This window comes from Pseudarthrobacter sp. O4, assembly GCF_050157025.1.
Lineage (GTDB): Bacteria > Actinomycetota > Actinomycetes > Actinomycetales > Micrococcaceae > Arthrobacter.
Map to the genome: position 1 here is coordinate 551,762 of NZ_CP189591.1, position 19,793 is coordinate 571,554.

The window sequence follows — 19,793 nt, forward strand, 5'->3', positions numbered from 1 at the left end:
ATGCACAAACGTGCAGAACGGAATGTGGGAATTGCCTTCACGCCAGTCCGACGCCCTCCGCGCGGCCCAGTTGTATTACCTCCAGGACCTGACCATGGACGCGATTGCCCGTGAACTCCGGACCTCCCGGTCGACCGTCTCCCGGCTGCTGTCCTCGGCACGGGAATCCGGCCTCGTGCAGATCCAGATCCGCAGCCCTCTCGATACCGGCCCCGAGCTGGAAAGCATGATCCGCGCCGAATACAAGGTGGACGTTCATGTCGTTCCCGTAGTGGACACGCTGAATGAAGCGGAAACACTGGACAGAGTGGCCATGCAGGCCGCCCGCACCATCGGCCCGCTGGTGGATTCCAACGCCATCATCGGCGTCGCCTGGGGCTCGACCCTCAGCGCCGTCAGCCGGCACCTGACCCGGAAGATCACCCATGACAGCGTGATCGTCCAGCTCAACGGCGCCGGAAACATGCAGACCACCGGCATCACCTACGCCTCGGACATCATGCGCCGCTTCGGAAGCGCGTACGGGGCGCGGGTGGAGCAGTTCCCGGTGCCCGCGTTTTTTGATCACGCAGCGACCAAGAAGGCGATGTGGAATGAGCGTAGTGTGCAGCGCGTCCTCGAGCTTCAGGCCCGGATGAGCATTGCCATTTTCGGGGTCGGATCGGTCGACGCCGACTACCCCAGCCACGTCTATGCCGGCGGCTACCTCGATGAGGACGATCTGAGCATCCTGGCCAGCTCGGACGTGGTCGGTGACGTGGCCACCGTGTTCTTCCGGGCGGACGGTTCCTCGGACGGAATCATCCTCAACGAGCGTTCCACCGGGCCGGACCTCGCGCAGCTGCGCCAGGTCCGGCGGCGGATCTGCGTGGTGTCCGGCGCGTCCAAGATCAACGGCCTGCGCGGTGCGCTCGCCTCCGGCCTGGCCACGGACCTGATCCTCGACGAGGCCAGTGCCCGGCGGCTGGTCCGGTTCGACGGCCTGTCCTGAGCGGTCCCAGGGGACCGGCAGGTGGCCGGCCGTCCCGGACGGCCTGCGCCGCGCGGCCTGTGCTGCGCGGCCTGACCGGCAGGTGCCGCGGCAATGGGTAAAGTCGTTGCTATGAGAATCTCCCCCCGGACGTCCCTGAACAACGGCGTGATGATCGACCGGCTGGGATTCGGGCTGTACAAAGTCCCTCCTGACGATGCCGCCTCGCTCGTAACCATGGCGCTGGAAGCCGGCTACCGCCACTTCGACACGGCAGCCATGTACGGGAACGAAACGGGCGTGGGCAAGGGCATCGGTGCCCTTGCCGGGTTCGAAGGCGCCGGCAGCGGGTCCGGTGAGCTGTCTCCCGCCCTGTCCCGCCAGGACCTCTTCGTCACAACCAAGGTCTGGAACGATGATCACGGCTACGACGCGACCATGCGGGCATTTCACACCTCGATGTCCAACCTGGGCCTGGAGTACATCGACCTCTACCTGATCCATTGGCCCTGCCCCAAGAAGGGCCTGTACGCGGAAAGCTACCGGGCCATGGAGACGCTCTACCGCGAGGGCAAGGTCCGGGCGATCGGAGTGTCGAATTTCCAGCCCGACCACCTGGACCGGCTCATGGAGACGGCCGAGGTGGTGCCGGCCGTCAACCAGATTGAACTCCACCCCTGGCTTCAGCAGGCCGAGCTGCGCAAGAAGCACGACGCGCTGGGCATCCGCACGGAGGCGTGGAGCCCGCTGGGCCGGGGACAGGTGCTGCGTGACCCGGTGATTCTGGCCCTGGCCGCGGAACACGAACGCACCCCGGCCCAGATCATCCTCCGCTGGCAGCTCCAGCTGGGCAACATCACCATCCCCAAGGCCAGCTCCTCGGACCGGATCCGGGAAAACCGGACGGTGTTCGACTTCGAACTCTCCGCCACGGACCTTGCCGACATTGCGGCGCTGGACCGCGGTTTCCGGACCGGCTCCCACCCCGACAACGTCAGCTAGGACCCGAACGAATGGAAAACGTGGACACCGAGTCCTCCCCCACGCCCCTGTTCAGCCATGAACTCGAGGCGCGGACCGTACCCGCCGAGGTGGTCCTGGCCGGCGTGAAAGTGGCCTACTGGACCTACGAGCCGGTCCGGGTCACGCCGGAAACCCGCACGGTCCTGGTGATGCACGGCTTCCGCGGCGACCACCACGGCCTGCTCCGGGTGGCCGACCAGCTCCCCGGCCTGCGCCTCATCATGCCTGACCTCCCGGGTTTCGGCGGCTCCGCCGCCTTCACGGCAGACGAGCACAGTGTGGAACGCTACGGACGCTTCATCGCCGAATTCATGGCTGCCCTGGGCCTGGGCCGGGACACGGTCCTGCTCGGCCACTCCTTCGGCTCGATCGTGGCGAGCCACTTCGTCGCAGCCAACCCGGGCACGGTTGCCGAGCTGATCCTCATCAACCCCATCGCCGCCCCCGCCCTCGAAGGCAACAAGGGGCTCATGACGAAGCTCGCAATCCTGTACTACGAGGCCGCCGCCCGTCTCCCCCGTACACTCGGACACGCCCTGCTGCGCAGCCAGCTGATCGTCCGCGTGATGAGCGAAGCCATGGCCAAGACCCCGGACAAGGCGCTGCGGCGGTTCGTCCACGCCCAGCACAGCGCCTATTTCTCCGCCTTCGCGGACCGCGAGAGCCTGCTCGAGGCGTTCAAGGCCTCCGTCGGGAACAACGTCTCCGAGGTGGCGTGCCGGCTGACCCTGCCGGTCCTCCTCATCGCCGGCGAAAAGGACCAAATCGCCGCCCTGCCGGACCAGTACAAACTCCTCGCCCTGTTGCCTGACGGACACCTGGACGTGATTCCCGGCGTCGGGCACCTGATCCACTACGAAACCCCGGAGTCCGCCGCCGGCTTCATCCTCCGCTTCCTGAAGGACCACACCGCGTGAAAATCCTCATCGATGCCCGCTTCACCCGGCTGGACCACCACGACGGGATCAGCCGCTACGGGGCGAGCCTCATCGCGGCCACGGCCAGGCTCGCCGACGTCTCCATGTTGATCAGTGACGTCCGGCAACTGGCCCTGCTGCCGGATGTGCCGTACACCCTGATCAACAGCCCGCTGTCCCCGGCCGAACTGTTTGTCGCTGCGAAGGTCAACAGGCTCGGCGCCGACGCCGTCGTGTGCCCCATGCAGACGATGGGCAGCTGGGGCCGGAAATACGCCCTCGTGTTGACCCTGCACGACCTCATCTACTACGAGCACCCTGCCCCGCCCGGCTTCCTGCCCGCCCCGGTCCGGATCCTCTGGCGCCTGTACCACAAGGCGTACTGGCCGCAGCGGCTCCTGCTCAACCGGGCCGACGTCGTCGCGACCATCAGCTCCACGACGGCGGCCCTGATCTCGAAGTACCGGCTCACCAGCCGCCCCGTACGGATCGTGGGCAACGCCCCGCAACCCGGCCTCAGCCCCCGGGACCCCGGGGCCGGGGCGGACAAGACGCTTCTCTACATGGGATCGTTCATGCCCTACAAGAACGTGGAGACCATGATCCGGGGCATGGCGGAACTGCCCGATATGACCTTGCATCTGCTCAGCCGAATCACCCCGCAGCGCAAGGCGGAACTGGAAGCCCTGGCGCCGGCGGGCGCGGACATCGTCTTCCACAATGGCGTGACCGACGCCGAGTATGAGTCCATGCTGGCCCGCACGACGGCCTTGGTCAGCCTCTCCCGGGCCGAAGGTTATGGCCTCCCCCTCGTGGAGGCCATGTCCCACGGCACGCCGGTGATCGCCAGCGACATCCCGATCTTCCGCGAAGTCGGCGGCGACGCGGTCAGCTATGTCCATCCGGAGTCTCCGGCCGAGTTCGCCGAGGCCGTTCGGAAGCTCGAGGAACCGGAGCTATGGAAGGAACGCTCGCGCCGTTCGGTGGAGCGTGCCGCCGAGTTCAGCTGGGACGAGTCCGCGCGCAGGCTGCTGGAAGTTGCCGAGCAGGCCGTCGCACTTCGCCGAGGCCGGCCTGGTAACTCGAAATAGCCGGGACGGAGCTGGCCAGCCCCGAACCAATCCGTGCCGCACCCGCCGCGAGGCCGGATGACGCCGGACCACAGGTTGCGGAGCACCCATTTGCCACAGAGTACCGCAACAGGAGCCGCCATTCCGGCCGTCTGTGGCGAATGGCCGCCGGTGAGGGAGCCCGACCAGCCCAAGCCGACAGGTCCCGGTTTATCTCAGTGACGGGAAGACACAGATCAGGGTGTTCCAGCTCGGCTGAACTTAGATAACTCGACGTGCTGCGCCAACGCCGGAAAGAACCAGCCCGGAAGCAATGCTGACCGGCCGGGAACGTTCGCTAGAGGACGTCGACGCCGTCGAGGCGCAGCTGGACGGGGTCGTCACTGCGTTTCGCGGCAGCAGCGGCCTTGACCGCCCTCATCACCTTGGTGGCTTCCGCGGCCTGGGCGTACGGAATGAACAGCAGGGTCCGGACGTCGCCGGCCGCGCTCCGGGCCGGAGCTTTCCCGCCCGCGGTTCCTGGTCCCGGGGCGGCACCGGGCGCCAGCATCAGAGGCGCGGGCCCGGCGGTCCTCAGCACGGCACCCTCCGCGCCCAGCCGCTGCTCGACGGCCTGTGTGAAGTGTCCGACGGCGGTCCGGCCGCCCGTGACGGAGGCGATCCGGACGGCCGGCGGCAGCTGCAGCTCCTGCCGCAGTGCGAGCTCGCGATACGCGTAGCCGGCGGGATCCCAACGCAGCAGGGCGCCCACGCCGGCCGTGTCGTCGGCGGTGATGACCACCAGGCCCCGGTCGGCGGCCGGGCGCACGAGGGCCGCGGCGTTGAACCAGCGGCGGACGGCGTCCTCCCCGGCCCGGAGGTTTTCGCGGCGCAGCAGCGAGTCGCCATCGAGCAGCAGCGCGGCAGCGTAACCGCCGGCGGCGACGGGTTCCGCCCCGACGGTCGCCACCACGAGCGCCTTGGCGTCCGGAACGGTGGCCAGCACCCTGTCGCCGGAGGAGGTGATGACCGGCTTGCCGGGAAAGGCGCGGCCGAGTTCTTCTGCCGTGCGCAGCGCCCCCGTGGCGCCCCGCCGGAGCCGGACACCGTTGCAGGTGCTGCAGCGCCAGGCGGGAGCCGGCGTCGAACACCAGCGGCATTGCGGCACGGCGGAACTCCCGGTAGACCCGGCAACGGCGAGCGGCCCGCTGCACGCGGCACAGCGGGCCGGTTCACGGCAGTTCTCGCAGGCCAGGGAGGGGGCGTAGCCGGCCCGGGCCACCTGCACCAGGACCGGGCCCCGTTCGAGGCCTTCCTTGGCGGCGCGCCAGGCCGCGGCGGGCAGCCGGGCCACCCTGGCCAGCGGATCGTGCTCCAGCTCGAAGCTGTCGGCGGTGTTCAGCACGCGCGGAACGGTCCGCCGCACCACGGTACGGTCCGCTTCGACGGGCCAGGCCCAGCCTGATTCGACCAGCCGCTGCGTCTCGGTGCTGCGCGCGTGTCCTGCGAGCAGGCAGGCTGCACGCTCCTGGCCGGCGCGGAGCAGCAGGACCTCGCGGGAGTGCGCATACGGGGAGCGCTGCTCGATGTGCAGGTCATCGCCGTCGTCCCAGCAGACCACGAGTCCGAGGTTGCGGACCGGAGCGTACGCGGCGGAGCGGGTGCCGACGGCGACGCCGGCTGCGCCGCTGAGGATCCGCAGGAAGCTCCGGTAGCGCGGTGTCTGGCCGTCGTCCGCAGTGAGCCGGGCGATGTCACCGGCTGGAAGGAGTTGAAGCAGGGCCGCCTCCACCCGGTCCAGGTCCCGGTAGTCAGGCACCACCACGACGGCGCCGCGGCCGGACAGGCGGACCGCGGCGACGGCTTCGGCGATCATCCGGGGCCAGCCTCCGGGACCGTAGCCCTGGAGCGCGCTGAGCACGGCCCGGGGCGCCTCCCCCGCACTGAGATGCTGGAGGAAGGCCGGACCGTTGCGGTAGCCCGACCAGCTTGAGGACTCCAGCCCGGCAGGAAGAGCCGCACCCGCATCGTCGTCGGCCCCGGCCTCCGCAAACAGGGCCGGATCCAGGTGCCCGTCCGGAGCGGCTTCTTTTTCCAGTTTCGCCATCCGCGGCGGCACCGCGACGCGCAGGACGTCGCTGACGGTTCCGGCATAGCGTGCCGCCACGCGCCCGGCGAGCTCCAGGACGGCAGGGGTGAGTACGGGAACCGGAGAAACGATCTTGTGCAGCGGCACGAGGGCGTGGCCGGCGTCGGAGTCGGCCACCCGCGCCACGAGGTAGCCGGGCAGTTCCTGGCCGTTGAACTTCACCTTCACGCGGGCGCCGGGCTGTGCCGCGGCGTCGAGGTCCGCGGGGACGCTGTAGTCGAACGGCCTGTCCAGGTGCGGGAGGGACGATTCAAGCTGGACCCGTGCCACCGGCAGCTCGGCCGCGAGGACAGGACCTGATGCCGCAGACGCAGCTGAGGAAGTGGGGAAGCCCTGGAGCAGCGAGAGCTGGCGGGGCCCGTCCGGCGCTGGCGCGCCGCCATGGACCGCGGTCATGGCGTTTCCCTCCCTTCAGCTCAACAAAAAAGTAGCCAGGCCCCCGGGACGGCGGCCTGGCTACAGCACATCACACGGCAGTGACATTTAACGGCACTGACATTTAAGCGTTGAAGAATGCCTTCAGCTCATCGACGCGGTCCAGCCGCTCCCAGGTGAAGTCCGGATCCTCGCGGCCGAAGTGGCCGTGGGCTGCAGTCTTGGCGTAGATCGGGCGCTTGAGGTCCAGGGCATCGATGATGGCGCGCGGGCGCAGGTCGAAGATCTCGGCGATCGCGGCGCTGATCCTGGCCGGATCCACCGTCTCGGTGCCGAAGGTCTCCACATAGGTGCCGACCGGACGGGCCTGTCCGATCGCGTAGGCGATCTGGATCTCGGCTCGCTTCGCGAGTCCGGCAGCCACCACGTTCTTCGCCACCCAGCGCATCGCGTAGGCCGCCGAGCGGTCCACCTTGGACGGATCCTTGCCGGAGAAGGCACCGCCGCCGTGGCGGGCCATGCCGCCGTAGGTGTCGACGATGATCTTTCGTCCCGTGAGGCCGGCGTCGCCGACCGGGCCGCCGATGACGAAGGCGCCGGCCGGGTTCAGGATGTTCTTGGTCCGCGAGATGTCCAAGTTGGACATCGCCATGACCGGATCGACCACATACGCGGCCAGGTCGGCGCGGAGCTGGTCCAGGCTGGCGCCTTCGGCGTGCTGGCTGGAGATGACGACCGTTTCGACCGAGACCGGGAGCTCGCCGTCGTAGCCCACGGTGACCTGGGTCTTGCCGTCGGGGCGGAGGTAGGACAGTTCGCCGTTCTTGCGGACCTCGGTGAGCCGCTCAGAGAGGCGGTGCGCGAGCCAGATCGGGACCGGCATGTAGGAGGGGGTCTCGTCGCTGGCGTAGCCGAACATGAGGCCCTGGTCGCCGGCGCCCTGGAGGTCGTAGTCGTCCTCCTGGCGTCCCTCGCGGGCTTCGAGCGAGTTGAACACGCCGCCCGCGATGTCGTTGGACTGCTGGCCGATCGAGACGGACACACCGCAGCGGGCGCCGTCGAAGCCGTTGGCCGAGGAGTCGTAGCCGATGCCGAGGATGGTCTCGCGGACGATCTGCGGGATCTCGACGTAGGCGTCGGTGGTGACCTCGCCGGCCACGTGGACCAGGCCGGTGGTGGCCAGTGTTTCCACGGCAACCCGGGACTCGGGGTCCTTGGCGAGCAGGGCGTCGAGGATCGCATCGCTGATCTGGTCACAGATCTTGTCTGGGTGCCCCTCGGTCACCGACTCGGACGTGAACAGCCGGAGCGAGGCGGGCGTGGACCCGTGGAAATCAGGGATGTGCAGCGGTAAAGTCACTCAACTACCTTACTGGTTGGAAAACGGACGTCCGGCGGCGTGTGTCCCCATGCTAAGGAGACCTTGATGACGCCAGGGCTCAGGCCGGCGGGACAACCCGGCTCAACTCGGCGCTGATGCGGTCAATGACGGCAGCCGCGACGTCGGATTTGGAACCCGACGCCTCTTGGGGTTCGGAGCCGGAGCGGGAAAGGATGACTACGGAGTTGGTGTCCTCGCCGAAGACCCGGTCCTTGCCCACCTGGTTGACCACGAGCAGGTCGCAGGCCTTGCGGCGCAGCTTGGCTTCGGCGTACTCCAGCACGTCGCCTTCGGCGTCCCCGGTCTCCGCCGCGAAGCCGACGATCAGCTGGTTCCGGGAGGCCGCGTAGCGGACTTCCACGAGTTCCTGCAGGATGTCCGGGTTGCGGACCAGGGAGATGACGGGATCGGCGACGTCGTCGCGCTTTTTGATTTTGGTGCCGGAGACGTCCGCCGGGCGGAAGTCGGCGACGGCGGCGGCCATGATGACGACGTCGGAGTCGGCGGCCGCGTGCAGGGCCGCCTTCCGCAACTCCAGGGCAGTCTCGACTTGGACAAGTTCGACGCCGGCGGGCGCCGGTACCTCCATGTGGGCGGCCAGCAGCCGTACCCTGGCGCCGGCGTCGCGGGCCGCGGCGGCCAGCGCCACGCCCTGCTTGCCGGAGGAACGGTTGCCGAGGAAACGTACCGGGTCCAGCGGTTCGCGGGTGCCGCCGGCGCTGATGGTAACGGTCAGTCCGGCCAGTGGCCTGGTGGCCGTAGGCCGGGAAGCCAACGCAGGCTCCGTCGGGGGCTCCGATACCAGCACGGCGTCCGGCGTCAGCGGGGCGGTGCCGGAAATCGCCGGCGCACCGGCGAGGGCCAGGGCCGCTTCGAAAATGGCCTCGGGTTCGGGCAGCCGGCCCGGTCCGGAGTCTGATCCGGTCAGCCTGCCGGAGGCGGGCTCCAGCACGGTGACGCCCCGGCTGCGGAGCGTCTCGACGTTGGCCTGGGTCGCCGGGTGCTGCCACATCTCGGTGTGCATGGCCGGGGCCATCAGCACCGGGCAGCCGCCGGCCACAAGCAGGGTGTTGGTGAGGAGGTCATTGGCCTGGCCGGTGGCGGCACGTGCCAGCAGGTCGGCGGTGGCGGGGGCGACGACGATCAGCTCGGCTTCGTGGCCGAGGCGGACGTGGTTGACGGTGTGCACCTCGTCGAAGACGCTGTTGCTGACCGGGTGCCCGGAGAGGGCTTCCCAGGTGGCGACGCCGACGAAGCGCGTGGCGGCCTCCGTGGGGATGACCGTGACGTCATGGCCGGCTTCAGTAAAAAGCCGGAGGAGCGACGCCACCTTGTAGGCGGCTATCCCTCCCCCGACTCCGAGGACTATGCGCACGTGGCCTCCGTCTGCGTCTGCGGAATTACTCTGCAGGTTCGATCGGCGTGGAAACGAGCTTGCCTTCGTTGATTTCGCGCAGCGCGATGGAGAGCGACTTCTCGTTCAGCTTGGTGTCGACCAGCGGGCCGACGTACTCGAACAGGCCCTCGTGCAGCTGGGCGTAGTAGGCGTTGATCTGACGTGCGCGCTTGGCGCCGAAGATCACCAGTCCGTACTTCGAATCGGCGGCCTTCAGCAGCTCGTCGATCGGCGGGTTGATGATGCCTTCAAGGTTCGTGGACACGAATTCTCCAAATTCTAACGGGCCGATACGTCCCGGCGCCTAGCGTGGGTTCGGGGTCAGCCCCATGAGTGAAACAAGCTCGTCCGCTGCCCGTCGAACGTCATCATTGATGACGGTGTGGTCAAACTCCGGTTCAGCGGCAAGTTCTAGTTTAGCGGTTTCCAGCCTCTGCTGCTGTTCTTCGGCTGTTTCCGTGCCGCGGCCCACCAGCCGGCGGACCATTTCGTCCCAGCTCGGCGGCGCCAGGAAGACGAACTGGGCCTCCGGTACGGCCCGCTTGACCTGCCGTGCGCCCTGCAGATCGATTTCCAGCAGCACGGACCGGCCATCGGTGATCGCGGCGTCCACGGTGCTGCGGAGGGTGCCGTAGCGGTTGCGTCCATGGACCACGGCCCACTCGAGGAGGTCACCGTTCTCGACCAGGCAGTCGAATTCCTCGGCGGACTTGAAGAAGTAGTGGACGCCGTCGACCTCGCCGGGACGCGGCGGGCGGGTGGTCGCTGATACGGAGAGCCAGACGCCGGGATAGTTGTCCCGGATGTAGGTGGACACGGTTCCTTTACCAACAGCCGTCGGGCCGGCGAGGACTGTCAGTCCCGGTTTCTTGCTCACATATTCCTTCGGGCGGTGTTTGGCATAGCTGGTGGAACGAGCTATTTGTCGTCTATGAAATCTACCAGCGCCCGGCGCTGGTGGATGCCCAGGCCGCGGACCCGGCGCGAGGCGGCAATGCCGAGCTGTTCCATGATCGCGGCGGCACGGACCCGCCCGATCCCCGGCAGGGCCTCGAGCAGTTCAATGATCCGCATCCGGGCGATGGCGTCGTCGGTATCCCCGGCGCTGAGGAGCTGCGCGATGGTGAGCTCCCCGGACTTAAGCCGCTCCTTGGCCGCGGCCCTGGTGGTCCTGGCGGCGGCAGCCTTGCCCAGGGCGTCGGCCCGCTCCTGCGGGGTGAGGGGTCGCAAACTCACTGAAGTCCTCCCTGCATTGTCTGCCGGGCCGCAGAAACGGCCCGGCCGGACGGGCCGAACAGCGCCCGGACCGGTGCCGCGGACGTGTCCTGAACCTACCGTCTGGATGAGGCAGAAATCAATGGACCAGTACAGCGGCGCTGCCCGCAGGGAAGCCTGCGCGATGCCTAGGCCGCGCGCAGTTCCTCCAGAGTGCGCCGGGCCGCGTCCTGCAGGTCCTGGATCCGCGGTCCGGCGGAGAGGATGTCCCGGCTGGACGTGCCCAGCACCTGGCCATAGGCGTCCCCGAAAGTGCGCCGCAGATCCGCGGCCGTGGCGCCCTGCGCGCCCAGGCCGGGGGCCAGGATCGGGCCCCGGACTGCGGCCAGATCCAGCCCCAGCTCGCCCAGTGCGGAACCGACCGTCGCGCCGACCACGAGGCCCACGGAGCCCAGCCAAACGGCCCGCTCCCCCGCGCCCTGAGCAGCCCAGTAGCGGCGGTTCTCCTCCGCTGCGGCCTGCACGATCCGGCGGGCCACGGAATCCGTACCGCCGACGTGCTGCACGGAGGCGCCCTCCGGGTTGGAGGTCAGGGCCAGGACGAATACGCCCCGTCCGGACTGCGCGGCGAGGTCCAGGGCCGGCCGGAGCGATTCGAAGCCGAGGTACGGGCTCAGCGTCACCGAATCCGCCGCCAGGGCGGAGCCGTCCCGGAGCCAGGCGTCGGCGTAGGCGGCCATGGTGGAGCCGATGTCGCCGCGTTTGGCGTCGGCGATGGTCAGCACAGAGGCCTCCGCGGCTGCTGCGAGGGTGCGTTCCAGCACCGCCATCCCGGCGGAGCCGTGGCGCTCGTACAGTGCCACCTGCGGCTTCACCGCGGCAGCGAGGGAACCCACGGCCTCCAGCACGGTGAGCGAGAAGCGCTCCAGCCCGGCGGCGTCGTCGTTCAGCCCCCAGCGCTGAAGCAGCGACGGGTGCGGATCGATCCCGACGCAGAGCGGACCACGCTCGGCCATGGCCCGGCCGAGCCGGGAGCCGAACGACTCCCGGCCGACACCGGCCGTGTCAGGGGTCCCGGCGCGAGACTCAGGCATTCTGAGAGATTGCATTCTGCGAAGCTGTGTTTTGCGAGACCGCGAGAGCAGCGGCATGCTCCTGCAGGCTCGTGACGGACCATTCATAGGTGCGCAGCGCCTCGATGGCCTGGACGGCGGCGTTGAACTCCGCCACGGTCGTGATGCACGGGATCCCGATCGACGTCGCCGCGGCACGCAGTTCGTAACCGTCGCTGCGGGCCTCGCCACCGGAGGGGGTGTTGAAGACCATGTCGATCTCACCGGCGATGATGAGGTCGGCGATAGTGCCCTCCCCTTCGGCGCTGGAGCCTTCGGCGACCTTCCGGACCGGGGTGGCCTGGATGCCGTTGCGGCGCAGCACATCCGCCGTGCCGCCGGTGGAGACAATCTCGAAGCCGAGGTCGGAGAGCCGCTTGACGCCCATGATGACCGAGCGCTTGTCCCGGTTGGCCACCGAGACGAAGATCTTGCCCTCGGTGGGCAGCGCGTTGTTGGCGGCCGCCTGGCTCTTGGCGAAGGCGGTGTCGAAGTGCTTGTCGATGCCCATGACCTCGCCCGTGGAGCGCATCTCGGGGCCGAGCAGGGAGTCCACCACCTTGCCCTCCGGGGTGCGGAAGCGGCTGAACGGCAGCACGGCTTCCTTGACCGAGACCGGGGCGTCCAGCGGCAGCGTGGAGCCGTCGCCGGTTTCCGGCAGCATCTTGTAGGCCGTGCGGAGCTGGTTGATGGTCACGCCGGTGCCGATCAGGGCCGCCGCCTTGGCCATCTGGACGCCGGTCGCCTTGGAGACGAACGGCACGGTGCGGGAGGCCCGCGGGTTGGCTTCCAGGACGTAGAGCACGTCGGAGGCAAGGGCGAACTGGATGTTGATCAGGCCGCGGACGCCCACGCCCTCGGCGATCGCCAGGGTGGCGGTCCGGACGCGGTCCAGCACGTTGTTGCCCAGGGTGATGGGCGGCAGCACGCAGGCGGAGTCGCCGGAGTGGATGCCGGCCTCCTCGATGTGCTCCATGATGCCGCCGAGGTACATCTCGGTGCCGTCGTAGAGGGCGTCGACGTCGATTTCGACGGCGTCCTCCAGGAACCGGTCGATCAGCACCGGGTGGTCCGGGGTGATCTCGGTGGCGTTGGCGATGTAGCGGGAGAGGTTGGGCTCGTCGTAGACGATCTCCATGCCGCGGCCGCCGAGCACGTAGGACGGGCGGACCAGGACCGGGTAGCCGATCTCGTCGGCGATCTTCTTGGCGTCCTCGAAGGACACGGCGGTGCCGTTCTTCGGCGAGATGAGGCCGGCCTTGTCGAGCACCCGGGAGAAGGCGCCGCGGTGCTCGGCGAGGTCGATAGCTTCCGGGGAGGTGCCGAGGATCGGCACGCCGGCGTCGGCGAGCTGCTGGGCGAGTTTGAGCGGGGTCTGGCCGCCGAGCTGGACGAAGACGCCCATCACGCCGCCGGTGCGCTCCTCGGCCGCGATGACCTCGAGGACGTCCTCGAGCGTGAGCGGCTCGAAGTACAGGCGGGTGGAGACGTCGTAGTCCGTGGAGACGGTTTCCGGGTTGCAGTTGACCATCACGGTCTCGTAGCCGGCCTTGCGCAGCGCCATCGAGGCGTGGACGCAGGAGTAGTCGAACTCGATGCCCTGGCCGATCCGGTTGGGTCCGGAGCCGAGGATGATGATGGACGGCTTGGCGTGCAGCGCAACCTCGTCCTCCTCGTCGTAGGAGGAGTAGTGGTACGGCGTATACGCGGCGAATTCCGCGGCGCAGGTGTCCACGGTCTTGTAGACCGGGCGGATGCCGAGGGCCTGCCGGACGCCGCGGACGACGTCCTCGGAATTGTGCGTCAGGGCACCGATCTGCTCGTCGGAGAAGCCGTGGCGCTTGGCGCGCTTCAGCATCTCCGGGGTCAGGGCGGCGGCCTGGCGGATTTCGAGCGAGATCTCGTTGAGCAGCTGGAGCTGGTCCAGGTACCAGGGGTCGATCTTAGTGGCTTCGAAGAGCTGTTCCAGGGTGGCGCCGCCGAGCAGCGCGCGCTGGACCTGGTGCAGGCGGTCCGTGGTGGGCCGCTTGGACTTCTCGATCAGCTCGGGGACTTCCCATTCCGGGACGTGGCTGAAGTCCAGCTGGGAGCCCTTCTGCTCGAGGGACCGCAGGGCCTTCTGCAGGGCCTCGGTGAAGTTGCGGCCCATGGCCATGGCCTCGCCCACCGACTTCATGGTGGTGGTCAGGGTGGGGTCCGCGGCCGGGAACTTCTCGAAGGCGAAGCGCGGGACCTTCACGACGACGTAGTCCAGGGTCGGCTCGAAAGAGGCCGGCGTCTTCTGCGTGATGTCGTTGGGGATCTCGTCCAGGGTGTAGCCCAGGGAGAGCTTGGTGGCGATTTTGGCGATCGCGAAGCCGGTGGCCTTGGAGGCGAGGGCGGAGGAGCGGGAGACGCGCGGGTTCATCTCGATCACGACGACGCGTCCCGTGTCAGGTTCGACGGCGAACTGGATGTTGCAGCCGCCGGTGTCGACGCCGACCTCGCGGATGACGGCGATGGAGATGTCGCGCAGCCGCTGGTATTCGCGGTCCGTCAGGGTCAGGGCCGGCGCGACGGTGATCGAGTCGCCGGTGTGCACGCCGACCGGGTCGAAGTTCTCGATGGAGCAGACGACCACGACGTTGTCGTTCTTGTCGCGCATCATCTCGAGCTCGTATTCCTTCCAGCCGAGGATGCTCTCTTCGAGCAGCACCTCGCTGGTGGGGCTGTACTGCAGGCCCTGGCCGACGATCCGGCGGAGGTCGTTTTCGTCGTAGGCGAGGCCGGAGCCGAGGCCGCCCATGGTGAAGGAGGGCCGGACCACCATCGGGTAGCCCAGGTCCTCGGCCGCGGTGAGGGCCTCGTCGATGGTGTGGATGATGTGGCTGCGGGCCGATTCGGCGCCGCAGCGCTCCACGACGCCCTTGAACTTCTCCCGGTCCTCGCCGAGTTCGATCGCGGCGATGTTGGCGCCGATCAGTTCGACGTTGTACTTCTCCAGCACGCCGTTCTTGTCCAGCGCGATGGCCGTGTTGAGTGCGGTCTGCCCGCCGAGGGTGGGCAGGATCGCGTCGGGGCGTTCCTTGGCGATGATCTTTTCGACCACTTCGGGGGTGATCGGCTCGATGTAGGTGGCGTCGGCGAACTCCGGGTCGGTCATGATGGTGGCCGGGTTGGAGTTGACGAGGATGACGCGGAGGCCTTCCTCCTTGAGGACGCGCAGTGCCTGGGTGCCGGAGTAGTCGAATTCGGCGGCCTGGCCGATCACGATCGGGCCGGAACCGATGACCAGGACGCTCTTAAGGTCAGTTCTCTTGGGCATTACTTCTTGTCCTCAGTCTTGGATTCGGTGGAAGTCTTCGTGTCGGACGCAGCAGCGGCCGCGGAGCCCGCGTTCTTCGTGTCCGTCATCAGCTCGATGAAACGGTCAAAGAGGTAGGCGGCGTCGTGCGGGCCGGCGGCGGCCTCGGGGTGGTACTGCACCGAGAAGGCCGGGATGTCGAGGCAGGCCAGGCCCTCCACGACGTCGTCGTTGAGGCTCACGTGGCTGACCTCGACGCGGCCGAAGCGCTCCTCGGGGGCCTGGGTGGCGCCGTTGAGCGGGGCGTCTACGGCGAAGCCGTGGTTCTGCGAGGTGATTTCCACCTTGCCGGTGCGCCGGTCCAGCACGGGCTGGTTGATGCCGCGGTGGCCGTAGCGGAGCTTGTAGGTGCCGAAGCCCAGGGCGCGGCCCAGGATCTGGTTGCCGAAGCAGATGCCGAAGTACGGGATCTTCTCGTCGAGCACCGAGCGGAGCAGTGTGACCTGGGTGTCGGCGGTGGCGGGGTCGCCCGGGCCGTTGGACATGAAGACGCCGTCCGGGTTGAGGGCGGTGATGTCTTCAATGGTCGCGGTGGCCGGCAGCACGTGCACGCGGACGCCGCGCTCGGCGAAGCGGATCGGGGTCATCCGCTTGATGCCGAGGTCGATCGCGGCGATGCTGAACCGCGGCTCGCCGTCCCAGCCCCAGTCCTTGGGGTCGACCGTGTAGGCCTTGTCCACACTGACTTCCTCGGCCAGGCGGGCACCTTCCATCGGGGCACTGGCCAGGACGGCGTCCAGGAGTTCCTTGTCCGTGCCACGGATGGCTTCGCCGGAAAAGATCCCGGCGCGCATGGTCTTGTGTTCGCGCAGGTGGCGGGTGATGGCGCGGGTGTCCACGCCCTGGATGCCCACGATGCCCTGCTCGACGAGCTCGTCATCCAGGGAACGCTCAGAGCGCCAGTTGGAGGGGCGCCGGGCGGCGTCGCGGACGATGTAGCCGGCCACCCAGATCCGCCGGGACTCGGCGTCGTCCGTGTTCACGCCGGTGTTGCCGATGTGCGGTGCCGTCTGGACCACGAGCTGGCGGGCGTACGAGGGGTCCGTGATGGTCTCCTGGTAGCCGGTCATGCCGGTGGCGAACACCGCCTCGCCGAGGGCGGTGCCGGTGGCGCCGTAGCTGGTGCCGCGGAAGATCCGGCCATCCTCGAGCACGAGGGCCGCGGGCGTGGATGCAGCTGCAGCGGATTCTGTCACTGCTGTTACTGTTTCTGTCACTTCGTTAGTGTCCGTCACGTTGTTACTTTCCACTATCGGCATTGGCCTGGGGGGCCGCGGAGATCAAATCTTGCAGGGCGTTGAGGAGGGTTGTCTTGTCGCCGGCGTTCCGGGTGCGGAACCCGGAGTCCAGCTCACGGGTGCCCAGCATCCAGCTGATGACCAGCAGTCCGTCCTTTTCGACGAACTTCCCGGCCATGCCGCTTTCCTGCCGGACGCCGGTGAGCCGGGCGGCGGGGATGAAGACCGGGCCGGCGCCGGAGCGGTCGAAGAGCACACCTTCGGGGTGGACGCTGAGTCCGGCGTTGGTCCGGAGCCCGAGGTTGTGGACCGCGATGCGGTCCAGCCAGTCACCGGCGGTGGTGGAGGCCACGTACTGGCCGTCGGCCGCCGCCAGCGCAGCACCGAGTTCGGCGGGGACCGCGGGCAGGGGGTCGACGTCGGCCTGGCGGCGCAGGCGGTTCCGCCAGCCGAGCGCCAGAAGGGCGATGACGATGACGGCGAGCGAAAGCATCAACAGTCCGGGAAGCAGCCGGTCCATCAGTTGCGGCCCGCCGCTGCAGTCTCCGGTGCGTCTGCCGGATACCGGTACGGGGTGTTGAGCTTGCCGTCCAGGACGGTGGGGTGGCCCTTGAAGAACGTCGCCACCACCTTGCCGGGGAGTTCCCGGCCGGCAAACGGAGAGTTACGGCCCATGGTTGCCATCTTAGAAGGGTCCACGGTCCAGCGCGCAGCCGGATCCACCAGTATGACGTTGGCGGGTTCGCCGGCGTCGAGCGGGCGGCCCTGGTCTTCCAGTCGGCCGATGGCGGCGGGGAGGGTGGAGGTGACGCGGGCGAAGTCCGCCCAGCCCATCAGGCCGGTTTCGATCATGGTGTGCTGCACCACGGAGAGCGCCGTTTCCAGCCCGGTCATGCCCATCGCTGCCTGCGCCCACTCGCATTCCTTGTGTTCGCTCGGGTGCGGGGCGTGGTCGGTGCCGACGACGTCGATCGTGCCGTCGGCCAGGGCGGCGCGCAGGGCCTGGACGTCGGCGTCGGTGCGCAGCGGGGGGTTGACCTTGTAGACCGGGTCGTAGCTGCGTGCCAGCTCGTCCGTGAGCCAGAGGTGGTGCGGGGTGACCTCTGCGGTGACGTTGACGCCGCGGGACTTGGCCCAGCGGACGATTTCCACCGAGCCGGCGGTCGAGACGTGACAGACGTGCAGCCGGGAGCCGACGTGCTGGGCGAGCAGGACGTCGCGGGCGATGATGCTTTCCTCGGCGACGGCGGGCCAGCCGGTGAGGCCGAGGACGGCGGAGACTTCGCCCTCGTTCATCTGGGCGCCGGCGGTGAGCCGGGGTTCCTGCGCGTGCTGGGCCACGACGCCGTCGAACGCCTTGACGTATTCGAGGGCGCGGCGCATCAGGACGGGATCGTGGACGCAGATGCCGTCGTCGGAGAAGACCCGGACCCGGGCGCGGGAATCGGCCATCGCGCCGAGTTCGGCCAGCTGCTCCCCCGCGAGGCCTACCGTGACGGCACCGACCGGGCGGACGTCCACCCAGCCGGCGGTGCGGCCCAGGGTCAGGACCTGTTCGACGACGCCGGCGGTGTCCGCCACCGGGGTGCTGTTGGCCATCGCGTGCACGGCCGTGTAGCCGCCCAGGGCCGCGGCGCGGGTGCCGGTCTCGACCGTTTCGGCGTCCTCGCGGCCGGGTTCGCGCAGGTGGGTGTGAATGTCCACCATGCCGGGCAGGGCCACGAGCCCGGCGGCCTCGATGACGGTGGCGCCGTCGGCGGCGAGACTCTGGCCGCGTTCGGCGATGATCCCGTCGCGGATCAGGAGGTCTTCGGGGGCTCCGCCGAGGATGGCGGCGCCGCGGATCAGGTAGGCGCCGGTGGTGTCTGCGTTCTGCTGCTGTTCAGCCATCAGTGGCTCTCCTGGTGGGAATAAGTGAGGTTCGGATTGGCGGCGTGGGACGCGGCCGCGGATACAGACACAGGTGCGGCAGCCGGTGCGGCGGCTGGTTCGCGGGTGTCGCCGGAGAGCAGCAGGTACAGGGCTGCCATGCGGACGGAGACGCCGTTGCGCACCTGGGCGAGCACGGTGGAGCGTGGCGAGTCCGCGGCGGCGGCGGAAATTTCCAGCCCGCGGTTCATCGGGCCGGGGTGCATGATGATGGTGTCCTTGAGGCCCAGGCTGTCCAGGGCGCGGAGCCGGTTGTCGTCGAATCCCCAGCGGCGGGAGTATTCGCGGGTGGTGGGGAAGAACGAGGCGTTCATCCGTTCACCCTGCACCCGGAGCATCATCATCGCGTCCACGCCCCGGGCGAGGGTCTCGTCCAGGTCATAGCTGACCGTGCAGGGCCACTTCTCGACGCCGATCGGCAGCAGGGTGGGCGGCGCGACGAGGGTGACGTCGGCGCCCAGGGTGCGCAGCAGCCAGACGTTGGAGCGGGCCACCCTCGAGTGCAGCACGTCCCCGGCGATCGCGACGCGCATGCCTTTCAGGTCTGCGCCGGCGGACGGCGTTCCAGCGAGATTCGACCAGTGCCGGCGCATCGTGAAGGCATCGAGCAGGGCCTGGGTGGGGTGTTCGTGGGTGCCGTCGCCGGCGTTGATGACGGCGGCGTCGATCCAGTCGGTGGCGGCCAGCCGGTGCGGGGCGCCCGAGGCCCAGTGCCGGATGACGACGGCGTCCGCCCCCATGGCGGCCAGGGTCTGGGCGGTGTCCTTGAGGGACTCGCCCTTGGAGACGGAGGAGCCCTTCGCGGCGAAGTTGATGACGTCCGCCGAGAGCCGCTTGGCCGCGGCTTCGAAGGAGATCCGGGTGCGGGTGGAGTCTTCGAAGAACAGGTTCACCACCGTGCGGCCGCGCAGCGCGGGGAGCTTCTTGACTTCGCGCTCCCCCACCGCCGCCATTTCCTCGGCGGTGTCAAGGATGCGGATGGCGTCGTGCAGGCTGAGGTCTTCGGTGGAGAGCAGGTGCCTCATGCGCTGGCCTCGATGACGACCTCGTTGACGGGGGTGCCGTCGACGGCGTCGGTTTCCTCGAGCCGGACGCGGACCTTTTCGGACGAGGAGGTGGGCAGGTTCTTGCCGACGTGGTCCGCGCGGATGGGCAGTTCCCGGTGGCCGCGGTCGATCAGCACGGCGAGGCGGACAATCCGCGGGCGGCCGAGGTCGATGATGGCGTCGAGGGCTGCCCGGATAGTGCGTCCGGAGTAGAGGACGTCGTCGATCAGCACAACGACTTTGTTGTCGATCCCGGTGCGCGGAAGCTGCGTGGGGTACGGCGGCCGCGTCGGTTGGTGGGAGAGGTCGTCGCGGAACATGGTCACATCCAGCTGGCCCACGATCGCGGCGGCGTCCACGGTGGGATCTGCGGCGGCGATCTTCTCGGCGAGCCGGACGGCGAGGGGGTAGCCCCGCCGCGGGATGCCCAGCAGGACCAGGTCCTGGGAGCCTTTGTTGGACTCGAGAATCTCATGGGCGATACGAGTGAGTGCACGGTCGATGTCCGCCTGGCTGAGTACCACTCGGGTAAGAACAACCTTGGCCGGAACCGGTGCTTCTGGAACAGAAGTCAACGCTCGTCTCCCCTTTCCCCGCCTCACGGGACGGAATTAAAAAAGGATCATTTGCCCTTTCAAATTACCACACGG

17 protein-coding genes are annotated in these 19,793 nt (G+C 68.5%); 4 read left to right on the plus strand and 13 right to left on the minus strand.

What is annotated here, in order from left to right; translation table 11 throughout:
* The first annotated feature begins 22 nt into the window (after positions 1 to 22).
* The 4 genes from ACQCSU_RS02480 to ACQCSU_RS02495 all read left to right on the plus strand — a co-directional run bounded on the left by ACQCSU_RS02480 (position 23) and on the right by ACQCSU_RS02495 (position 4,001).
* Positions 23 to 991, plus strand: coding sequence for a sugar-binding transcriptional regulator (locus tag ACQCSU_RS02480; protein WP_426979921.1), 969 nt, complete (start codon positions 23 to 25; stop codon positions 989 to 991).
* Between the two features lie 111 nt (positions 992 to 1,102).
* Entirely contained in the window at positions 1,103 to 1,972 is an 870-nt protein-coding gene (locus ACQCSU_RS02485) for an aldo/keto reductase (protein ID WP_426978073.1), read from the plus strand.
* 11 nt (positions 1,973 to 1,983) lie between these two features.
* Complete coding sequence (locus tag ACQCSU_RS02490; RefSeq protein WP_426978074.1) at positions 1,984 to 2,910, plus strand: alpha/beta fold hydrolase; 927 nt, start codon at positions 1,984 to 1,986, stop codon at positions 2,908 to 2,910.
* Positions 2,907 to 4,001, plus strand: coding sequence for a glycosyltransferase family 4 protein (locus ACQCSU_RS02495; protein ID WP_426978075.1), 1,095 nt, complete (start codon positions 2,907 to 2,909; stop codon positions 3,999 to 4,001). Before ACQCSU_RS02490 ends, ACQCSU_RS02495 begins: the two co-directional genes overlap by 4 nt.
* Positions 4,002 to 4,317: 316 nt before the next feature.
* Here ACQCSU_RS02495 and ACQCSU_RS02500 read toward each other — a convergent pair whose 3' ends face one another.
* From ACQCSU_RS02500 to pyrR, 13 genes are all read right to left on the minus strand, one after another.
* Positions 4,318 to 6,504 (minus strand): primosomal protein N', encoded by a 2,187-nt coding sequence (locus ACQCSU_RS02500; protein ID WP_426978076.1) that lies wholly within the window; start codon positions 6,502 to 6,504, stop codon positions 4,318 to 4,320.
* A gap of 103 nt (positions 6,505 to 6,607) precedes the next feature.
* Positions 6,608 to 7,843: a methionine adenosyltransferase gene (gene metK, locus ACQCSU_RS02505; RefSeq protein WP_426978077.1), complete on the minus strand. Its 1,236-nt coding sequence runs from the start codon at positions 7,841 to 7,843 to the stop codon at positions 6,608 to 6,610.
* A 79-nt stretch (positions 7,844 to 7,922) separates the two neighbouring features.
* On the minus strand, positions 7,923 to 9,239 hold the full coding sequence (locus ACQCSU_RS02510; RefSeq protein WP_426978078.1) for a bifunctional phosphopantothenoylcysteine decarboxylase/phosphopantothenate synthase: 1,317 nt from the start codon (positions 9,237 to 9,239) through the stop codon (positions 7,923 to 7,925).
* Between the two features lie 25 nt (positions 9,240 to 9,264).
* A complete protein-coding gene (rpoZ, locus tag ACQCSU_RS02515) occupies positions 9,265 to 9,525 on the minus strand; it encodes a DNA-directed RNA polymerase subunit omega (RefSeq protein WP_011692102.1) in 261 nt (86 codons plus the stop codon).
* A 39-nt stretch (positions 9,526 to 9,564) separates the two neighbouring features.
* Positions 9,565 to 10,137 carry a guanylate kinase gene (gene gmk / locus ACQCSU_RS02520; RefSeq protein ID WP_426978080.1) on the minus strand — a complete coding sequence of 191 codons (573 nt, stop codon included), beginning with the start codon at positions 10,135 to 10,137 and terminating at the stop codon, positions 9,565 to 9,567.
* A 41-nt stretch (positions 10,138 to 10,178) separates the two neighbouring features.
* Positions 10,179 to 10,496, minus strand: a complete 318-nt coding sequence (gene mihF / locus ACQCSU_RS02525) for an integration host factor, actinobacterial type (protein WP_426978081.1) — start codon at positions 10,494 to 10,496, stop codon at positions 10,179 to 10,181.
* A gap of 167 nt (positions 10,497 to 10,663) precedes the next feature.
* On the minus strand, positions 10,664 to 11,569 hold the full coding sequence (gene pyrF / locus ACQCSU_RS02530; protein ID WP_426978082.1) for an orotidine-5'-phosphate decarboxylase: 906 nt from the start codon (positions 11,567 to 11,569) through the stop codon (positions 10,664 to 10,666).
* Positions 11,562 to 14,891, minus strand: a complete 3,330-nt coding sequence (carB, locus tag ACQCSU_RS02535) for a carbamoyl-phosphate synthase large subunit (protein ID WP_426978083.1) — start codon at positions 14,889 to 14,891, stop codon at positions 11,562 to 11,564. The genes pyrF and carB overlap by 8 nt, the downstream gene beginning before the upstream one ends.
* Positions 14,891 to 16,189, minus strand: a complete 1,299-nt coding sequence (gene carA, locus ACQCSU_RS02540) for a glutamine-hydrolyzing carbamoyl-phosphate synthase small subunit (protein WP_426978084.1) — start codon at positions 16,187 to 16,189, stop codon at positions 14,891 to 14,893. Before carA ends, carB begins: the two co-directional genes overlap by 1 nt.
* The gene (locus ACQCSU_RS02545) at positions 16,170 to 16,688 is read right to left on the minus strand and encodes a hypothetical protein (protein ID WP_426978085.1); all 519 of its coding nucleotides are present in this window, start codon (positions 16,686 to 16,688) and stop codon (positions 16,170 to 16,172) included. Before ACQCSU_RS02545 ends, carA begins: the two co-directional genes overlap by 20 nt.
* A complete protein-coding gene (locus ACQCSU_RS02550) occupies positions 16,688 to 18,058 on the minus strand; it encodes a dihydroorotase (protein WP_426978086.1) in 1,371 nt (456 codons plus the stop codon). Before ACQCSU_RS02550 ends, ACQCSU_RS02545 begins: the two co-directional genes overlap by 1 nt.
* Positions 18,058 to 19,122, minus strand: a complete 1,065-nt coding sequence (locus tag ACQCSU_RS02555; RefSeq protein WP_426978087.1) for an aspartate carbamoyltransferase catalytic subunit — start codon at positions 19,120 to 19,122, stop codon at positions 18,058 to 18,060. The genes ACQCSU_RS02550 and ACQCSU_RS02555 overlap by 1 nt, the downstream gene beginning before the upstream one ends.
* Positions 19,119 to 19,718, minus strand: a complete 600-nt coding sequence (pyrR, locus tag ACQCSU_RS02560) for a bifunctional pyr operon transcriptional regulator/uracil phosphoribosyltransferase PyrR (protein WP_426978088.1) — start codon at positions 19,716 to 19,718, stop codon at positions 19,119 to 19,121. The genes ACQCSU_RS02555 and pyrR overlap by 4 nt, the downstream gene beginning before the upstream one ends.
* Positions 19,719 to 19,793 lie beyond the last annotated feature (75 nt).

What these genes read in the sequence shown, in the direction of transcription:
- ACQCSU_RS02480 (WP_426979921.1), top strand. Translation starts at nt 23, where the DNA reads ATGTGGGAATTGCCTTCACGCCAGTCCGACGCCCTCCGCGCGGCCCAG.
- carB (WP_426978083.1), bottom strand. Translation starts at nt 14,891, where the DNA reads ATGCCCAAGAGAACTGACCTTAAGAGCGTCCTGGTCATCGGTTCCGGC.
- pyrF (WP_426978082.1), bottom strand. Translation starts at nt 11,569, where the DNA reads ATGCCTGAGTCTCGCGCCGGGACCCCTGACACGGCCGGTGTCGGCCGG.
- ACQCSU_RS02545 (WP_426978085.1), bottom strand. Translation starts at nt 16,688, where the DNA reads ATGGACCGGCTGCTTCCCGGACTGTTGATGCTTTCGCTCGCCGTCATC.
- ACQCSU_RS02550 (WP_426978086.1), bottom strand. Translation starts at nt 18,058, where the DNA reads ATGGCTGAACAGCAGCAGAACGCAGACACCACCGGCGCCTACCTGATC.
- carA (WP_426978084.1), bottom strand. Translation starts at nt 16,189, where the DNA reads ATGCCGATAGTGGAAAGTAACAACGTGACGGACACTAACGAAGTGACA.
- ACQCSU_RS02490 (WP_426978074.1), top strand. Translation starts at nt 1,984, where the DNA reads ATGGAAAACGTGGACACCGAGTCCTCCCCCACGCCCCTGTTCAGCCAT.
- ACQCSU_RS02500 (WP_426978076.1), bottom strand. Translation starts at nt 6,504, where the DNA reads ATGACCGCGGTCCATGGCGGCGCGCCAGCGCCGGACGGGCCCCGCCAG.
- ACQCSU_RS02485 (WP_426978073.1), top strand. Translation starts at nt 1,103, where the DNA reads ATGAGAATCTCCCCCCGGACGTCCCTGAACAACGGCGTGATGATCGAC.
- ACQCSU_RS02555 (WP_426978087.1), bottom strand. Translation starts at nt 19,122, where the DNA reads ATGAGGCACCTGCTCTCCACCGAAGACCTCAGCCTGCACGACGCCATC.